Source organism: Modestobacter excelsi, assembly GCF_005930495.1.
Lineage (GTDB): Bacteria > Actinomycetota > Actinomycetes > Mycobacteriales > Geodermatophilaceae > Modestobacter > Modestobacter excelsi.
The window spans coordinates 61215-67971 of the sequence record NZ_SJEX01000015.1 but is presented as its reverse complement, the minus strand read 5'-3'; the positions used below and the strand labels follow the sequence as shown (position 1 = coordinate 67971).

6 protein-coding genes are annotated in these 6757 nt (G+C 74.5%); 2 read left to right on the top strand and 4 right to left on the bottom strand.

What is annotated here, in order from left to right:
• Nucleotides 1-536 precede the first annotated feature (536 nt).
• A complete protein-coding gene (lexA, locus tag FHL80_RS07835; RefSeq protein ID WP_138732885.1) occupies nucleotides 537-1337 on the top strand; it encodes a transcriptional repressor LexA in 801 nt (266 codons plus the stop codon).
• A 65-nt stretch (nucleotides 1338-1402) separates the two neighbouring features.
• Here lexA and FHL80_RS07830 read toward each other — a convergent pair whose 3' ends face one another.
• The 4 genes from FHL80_RS07830 to FHL80_RS07815 form a co-directional block, all read right to left on the bottom strand.
• A complete protein-coding gene (locus FHL80_RS07830; RefSeq protein WP_246078534.1) occupies nucleotides 1403-2443 on the bottom strand; it encodes a hypothetical protein in 1041 nt (346 codons plus the stop codon).
• Nucleotides 2444-2447: 4 nt separating this feature from the next.
• Nucleotides 2448-3188 (bottom strand): phosphatase PAP2 family protein, encoded by a 741-nt coding sequence (locus FHL80_RS07825; protein WP_246078533.1) that lies wholly within the window; start codon nucleotides 3186-3188, stop codon nucleotides 2448-2450.
• A gap of 76 nt (nucleotides 3189-3264) precedes the next feature.
• Complete coding sequence (gene hflX / locus FHL80_RS07820) at nucleotides 3265-4764, bottom strand: GTPase HflX (RefSeq protein ID WP_138732884.1); 1500 nt, start codon at nucleotides 4762-4764, stop codon at nucleotides 3265-3267.
• A gap of 79 nt (nucleotides 4765-4843) precedes the next feature.
• A complete protein-coding gene (locus FHL80_RS07815) occupies nucleotides 4844-5374 on the bottom strand; it encodes an ArsR/SmtB family transcription factor (RefSeq protein ID WP_138732883.1) in 531 nt (176 codons plus the stop codon).
• Between the two features lie 69 nt (nucleotides 5375-5443).
• Here FHL80_RS07815 and FHL80_RS07810 point away from each other — a divergent pair, with 69 nt between their 5' ends.
• Nucleotides 5444-6730: an MFS transporter gene (locus FHL80_RS07810; RefSeq protein ID WP_138732882.1), complete on the top strand. Its 1287-nt coding sequence runs from the start codon at nucleotides 5444-5446 to the stop codon at nucleotides 6728-6730.
• Nucleotides 6731-6757 lie beyond the last annotated feature (27 nt).

Genomic DNA, 6757 nt, shown 5'->3' with positions numbered 1-6757 from the left:
CCGCACAACCCCCGCGGACCGGACGCCCGAGGGCCGGCCCGACCGCCCAGGCCGGGCGGGCCCCCGGTCGGGCCGGGTCACGACGGGAGCCGGCCGGGGCTGCAGACCGGGGGCCGCGCCCGACCGATCCGGCGCAGCGGGCGGTTGCCGGCGGGACGGCGACCGGCCGGACGGAGACGCGCTCGGCGGGGAACTCGGCGAGAGGCACGACGGAGGGAGGGACGCGGCGCTGGGGGCTGGTCACGGGGTGCTCCTGGGGTCTGACGGTGCCGGGCGGTAGGACGGGTCGCGCGACCGACCAGGCGTGCAGCAGGTGCCTCGAACGCCTGTTCGAATCGAACGCTGTGCGATGTCTACCGCATCCCCCCGACAAGTCCAGCTCCTGACGCCGACTTCTTCGAACAGGTGTTTGAACTACACGGGTGTGACCCGCTACCGTTCACCTGCGATCGAGATCGGGATCGCCGCACCGGCCCGGCCGGAGCGCGGCGACGCACCCGGGAACCGCTGCCCCGGCAGCCGGACGAGGAGGACACATGGCGGTCGACGGCCCGACGGCAGGCAGTGGCAAGGGCTCCACACGGCGCGGCCGCGCCAGCGGGGCGGCCGGAGCCGGTGCGGCGATCCGCGAGTTCCCCGACCGCGGCGAGGCCGGTGACGGGCTGACCCAGCGGCAGCGCCGGGTGCTCGAGGTCATCCGCGACTCCATCGACCGTCGGGGGTACCCGCCCTCGGTCCGCGAGATCGGTGAGGCCGTGGGCCTCTCCTCAGCCTCCTCGGTGGCCCACCAGCTGTCGGTGCTGCAGCGCAAGGGCTGGCTGCGGCGCGACCCCAACCGGCCACGCGCGCTCGACGTCCGGCTCCCCGGCGAGACGGCCGTCATGACAGGGGCCGCCGAGCCCGCCTCCGGGCCGCTGGCCGCCGCCGGCGCGGCGAGCGGCGTGGACGAGGCCGCTGCTCCCCGGCCGACCTACGTCCCGCTCGTCGGCCGGATCGCCGCCGGTGGTCCGGTGCTGGCCGAGCAGGCGGTCGAGGAGGTCTTCCCGCTCCCCCGCGAGCTCGTCGGTGAGGGCACGCTGTTCATGCTCAAGGTCGCCGGTGACTCGATGGTCGACGCGGCCATCTGCGACGGCGACTGGGTCGTCGTCCGGCAGCAGCCGACCGCGGAGAACGGCGAGATCGTGGCGGCCATGATCGACGGCGAGGCGACGGTGAAGACCTACAAGCGCCGCGACGGGCACGTCTGGCTGATGCCGCACAACGAGGCCTACGAGCCGATCCCCGGAGACGACGCGACCGTCCTCGGCCGGGTCGTCACCGTCCTGCGCCGCGTCTGAAGAAGGACCCCGCTGCCCCCACCGCTCGCAAGCTCGCGGCGGGCCCCTGCAGCGGGGCCGGGCGGTCAGTTCTGCTGGCGGCGGCGGAACCGACCGACGACCCACACCAGGGCGGTGGCGGCGAGGGCGGCGACCAGCCCGGCCGTCAACGGGCTCACCGAGCGGGCCGGCGCACCCTCCGCCGAGGCGTCCTCGGCGGGACCGGTTACCGCGGCCGGCTCGAGCGCGCCGGACGCGGGCAGCAGGGTCACCGTGGCCGGCAGCCCCTCACCCGACACCAGCAGGTCACGGCTGTTCGCGGCGAAGGTGATCGCCTCGCCCTGGGGCGACTCTGGCAGGGCCACCCGCGCCGGGGCGCCGCCGAGCGCACCGACGACGTCGGAGCCGGCGAGCGGCCAGACGTAGGCGTCCGTGTAGGTGCGCAGCGCGATCCGCTGACCGTCCGGCGAGACGGCACCACCGGTGACGAGCAGCTGCCCGGCGCGCCCCACCGGGCCACCGGGCGTCCCGGTGAGCGTGAACCCCAGCCGGAGCACCTCGCTCATCGGCACGGTGGCGCCGTCGGCGAGCGGGGCATCCGGCCGGTAGACGGCGCTGGCCCCCAGGACCTCCTTGGTGACCACGTACGGCGTGCCGTCCGGTGCCAGCAGCAGGGCCTCGGCGTCGTGCGCCCCGTCCGGGTAGGTGAGCCGGGTCAGGGTGTGGCTGCCGTCCGGGCGGAGGCCGATGAGCGCCACGGTCTCCCGGTCCTGGTTGTTGTCACCGGTGTCGGCCAGCCAGATCGTCCCGTCCGAGGCCAGCGCCAGGTCCTCGGGGTCGTAGGGGTCGACGTCGGCGGAGCGGACCTCGCCGACCGCGCAGCTGCCGTCGAGCACGTACACCTCGGCGCGGTCGCCGCCGTCGTCCATGGCGAGCATGGTGTCGCCGGCGCTGGCCAGGCCGGAGAGCTCGGGCAGCCGTGGATCGGTGATCTCGCAGCGCGTGGTCGGCTGGCCGTAGGGCGCGGCGTCGTCACCTCCGGCACCGGCCGGGACGACCGGCAGGACGGCGAGCACCAGGCCGAGGGGCGCACCCAGCACCGCGCGGCCCGCCCTCCGGCGTCCCACGCGGTCAGGGCTGCGAACGGCCCGCTCTGGCACGGACCCAGCGTGGCACCACGACCGCGTCGAGTGCATGAACCACGCCCAGCAGCAGGAGCCCGACGGCCAGGCCCACCACGGCGTCGGTGACCCAGTGGAAGTCCAGCGCCACCATGGCCACCCCGGTGGACAGCGGCCCCAGGATGCTCAGCAGCCAGAACGTGCGCTGCACCCCGGCGGGCAACCCGTACTCCACCGCGGTCCAGCGGGCGACGCCCCACATCAGGACGGCGTTGGCCACGTGGCCGGAGGGGTAGCTGGCCCCGTCCCGGTGGAAGAACGACCCGGGATAGGCCGGTGCCGTGCGACCGGTGCCGTACTTGAACGCGTAGACGACCGCGGTGAGCAGGGCCAGGGCCATCAGCACGCGGACCAGCGGGACCAGGGTGCGGCAGCGGACGGCCAGCCAGCCTACGAGGGTGGCCAGCACGATGAGGATGAACCCCCGTCCACCGGCCTGGGTGAAGGCCCAGACGAACCAGTAGGCGTCGGAGTGCCGCAGGTCCCAGACGCTGACCACCTCGGAGACCTGCAGGTCCATCCGCTCCAGCCAGCCCCGGTGGAGCAGGTCGACGGTGACCACGAGGGTGACCACCGCGGCGAGCAGGAGCACCCACCACGGTGGCCGGCCGACGCCGATGTCCGGGTCGGACCGGCCGGACGGCACGCCACCAGCGGCGTCCGCCGTCGGCTGCACCGCACTCCTGGCCACCGGATCACGGTACCGGGGGCGTGACCTGCTCGTGATCGTCGGCGGTGGTCCGCCCGGAGGCGGACCACCGCGGGCGTCAGACCCCGGTGACGGGTGCGGCGTAGTCCTCGAGCAGCGCCGCCAGTGCCGGCGCGACCCGGGCGGTGAGGACCGTGCCGGTGGCCTCGTGCCGCTCCTCGATGACCTCGCCGTCCCGGTGCACCCGGGCGACCAGGTCACCCCGGTCGTAGGGCACCAGCACCTCGACGTCGACGTCCGGGTGCGGCAGCCGCGCGGCGATCACGTCCCGCAGCGCCTCGATGCCAGCCCCGGTCCGGGCGGACACCCAGGCGGCGCCGGGGAGCGCCTGCCGCAGGGCCAGCACGTCCTCCTCGCTCATCGCGTCGACCTTGTTGACCACGATGAGCTCGGGGACCGCGGCGGCGTCGATCTCGTTGAGCACGACCCGCACCGCGTCGATCTGGCCCAGCGGGTCGGGATCCGACCCGTCGACCACGTGGACGAGCAGGTCGGCGGCCGCGACCTCCTCCAGTGTGGACCGGAAGGCGTCGACCAGCTGGTGCGGCAGGTGGCGTACGAAGCCGACGGTGTCGGTCATCGTGAACTCGCGGCCGTCCGGCGTCTGCGCCCGGCGGACCGTCGGGTCCAGGGTGGCGAAGAGCGCGTCCTGCACCAGCACGCCGGCGTCGGTGAGCTGGTTGAGCAGGCTGGACTTGCCCGCGTTGGTGTAGCCGGCGATCGCCACGCTGGGGGTCGCGTTGCGGTCACGGGAGTTGCGCTGCGTGGTGCGGGCGGTCGCCATGCCGGCGATCTCCTTGCGCAGCTTGCTGACCCGGGCCCGGATCCGGCGACGGTCGGTCTCGATCTTGGTCTCACCGGGGCCACGGGTACCGATGCCGCCACCGCCGGCGACACGGCCACCGGCCTGCCGGCTCAGCGACTCACCCCAGCCGCGCAACCGGGGCAGCATGTACTGCATCTGGGCGAGCTCGACCTGCGCCTTGCCCTCCCGGCTGGTGGCGTGCTGGGCGAAGATGTCCAGGATCAGCGCGGTCCGGTCGACCACCTTGACCTTGAGGATCTTCTCCAGCTGGTTGAGCTGGCCCGGGGCCAGCTCGCCGTCGCAGATGACGGTGTCGGCGCCGGTGGCGGCGACCACGTCGCGGAGCTCGGCGGCCTTGCCCGAGCCCACGTAGGTGGCCGGGTCGGGCTTGTCGCGACGCTGCACGAGCGCGTCGAGCACCTGGGAGCCGGCGGTCTCGGCGAGTGCGGCGAGCTCGGCGAGCGAGCGGTGCGCGTCCGCCGACGTCCCCTCGGTCCAGACGCCGACCAGGACGACCCGCTCCAGACGGAGCTGGCGGTACTCGACCTCGGTGACGTCGGTGAGCTCGGTGGAGAGGCCGGCGACCCGGCGGAGCGCGCCGCGCTCCTCCCTGACGTAGGAGCCGGTCGAGTCGTCCGGGGCGTCCCACGGGGTGGTGGGTGCGGGAGTCGGGTCCTGGGCGCGGGCGCGCGCGGCCTTCTCGACCCGGGCCTCGGCCTCGTCGAGGATCGCGCGGTTCTGGGCTGTCGTCATCGTGTCCAGCGTGGCATGCCCTCGCGGGGAGGGCGACTGACTTGTGGTGCGAGCTGTTGTCATCGCCCGGTACAACACCTCAGGGCTCCGGGTGCATCCCGATGTAGAGCGACCACTTCTCGCCGTCCGGGTCGGGGGGTCGGCGGGCGTAGGAGTCGAGCAGGTCGTGCAGCCGCCGGGCCAGGTCCTCGCGGTCGGCGGCCGAGAGCCGCAACCCCAGCCGGGTGCTCTCGAGGTGCTCCTCCCCCACGGCCGCCACCTCCTCCAGGAAGGCGCCCAGCGCCGGGTCCTGCCCGGGGGATGCGCCGCCGGCGCCGTCCATCAGCCAGCTCTTGCCGGTCGCCCGGTAGGGCACCTCCCGGGCGCCACGCGTCCCGCGCCGCACCGGTCCGGCGACCAGGAACCCGGTGTCCACGAGCGTGCGCACGTGGTGCAGCACCGTTGCCGGGTGCCGGTCCAGCCGGACGGCGATCTCCTTGTTGGTCCGTGGCTCGTCCAGGCAGAGCCGCAGGATCCGGAGCCGGACGGCGGAGGCCAGCGCGCGGGCCTCGGCGTCGGTCGCCGGGCGACGCTCGCCGGCCAGGCGCGGGGGACCCTCCGGCTCGGCCACGGCAGCAGCGTAGGCCGAGCCGCGACAAGGTGATTGACATCCCTCGATCACTCAGCTCAGGCTGCCCGGGTGACCTCCGATCGGCGCCTGCTCCGGCACCGCGACTTCCGGCACCTGTGGGCGGCCGAGACGGTCAGCCAGGTCGGCACCCAGGTGACGCTGCTGGCGCTCCCGGTCGTCGCGGTGACCGTGCTGGACGCGACGCCGCTGCAGATGGGCGTCCTGACCGCGCTGGAGACCGCCGCCTTCCTGCTCATCGGTCTGCCGGCCGGCGCGTGGGTGGACCGCTGGCGCCGCAAGCGGGTGCTGGTCACCGCCGACCTGGTCCGCGCCCTGGTGCTGGCGACGCTGCCGGTGGCCTACCTGCTCGACGTGCTCACCCTGGGCCAGCTCTTCGTCGTCGCCGCGGTCACCGGCACGGCCACGGTGTTCTTCGACGTCGCCTACCAGAGCTACCTGCCCACCCTGGTCGAGCGCGACCAGCTGGTGGACGGCAACGGCAAGCTCGAGGCGAGCCGCGCGGTCGCCCAGGTCGCCGGCCCGGGGCTGACCGGCCTGCTGCTGCGGGTGCTCGGGGCGCCCCTGCTCATCGCCGGTGACGCGGCCTCCTTCTTGCTGTCCGCGCTGTTCCTCGGCAGCATCCGGCGCCCGGACACGGTGCCCGACCGGGCCGGTCGGCGGCCGCTGCGCGCCGAGATCGCCGAAGGCCTGTCCTTCGTCGTCCAGCACCCGCTGCTGCGCCGGATCGTCGCCTGCACCGGCACCTCGAACCTGTTCGGCTCGATGACCAGCGCCCTGCTGGTGCTCTTCGTGATCCGCGTCCTGGGACTCCCGGAGAGCACGTTGGGACTGGTGTTCTCGGTCGGCGCCGTCGGCGGCCTGCTCGGCGCCGCGACGGCGGCCCGCTTCGCCCGGCGGGTCGGTGAGGGGCGGGCGATCCCGCTCTCGGCGGTCGTCTTCGCCGCGGCCGGGGTCTTCGTGCCGCTGGCCGTGGTCGGCGCCCCGGCCGTCGTCCTGACGGCCGGCTGGTTCGTGCTGAGCTGGGCGGTGGTGGTCTACAACGTCGTCCAGGTCAGCTTCCGGCAGCGGCTGTGCCCACCCCGGCTGCTGGGCCGGATGAACGCCTCGGTGCGGTTCATCGTCTTCGGGACGATGCCGGTCGGCGGCCTGCTCGGCGGCGTCCTCGGCGAGTGGCTCGGCGTGGTGCCGGCGCTCTGGGTCGCTGTCGGCGGCGGCTTCCTCGCCTGCCTGCCCGTGCTGCTCAGCCCGCTGCTGACCATGGGCGACCTGCCCGACGAGGAGGACGGCGGCCGGGTGCGCGACGCCGAGCCGGTTGCGCCTGGGAACAGCGGGTAGGGCGACCGGGACCCAGGCCCTGCGAGG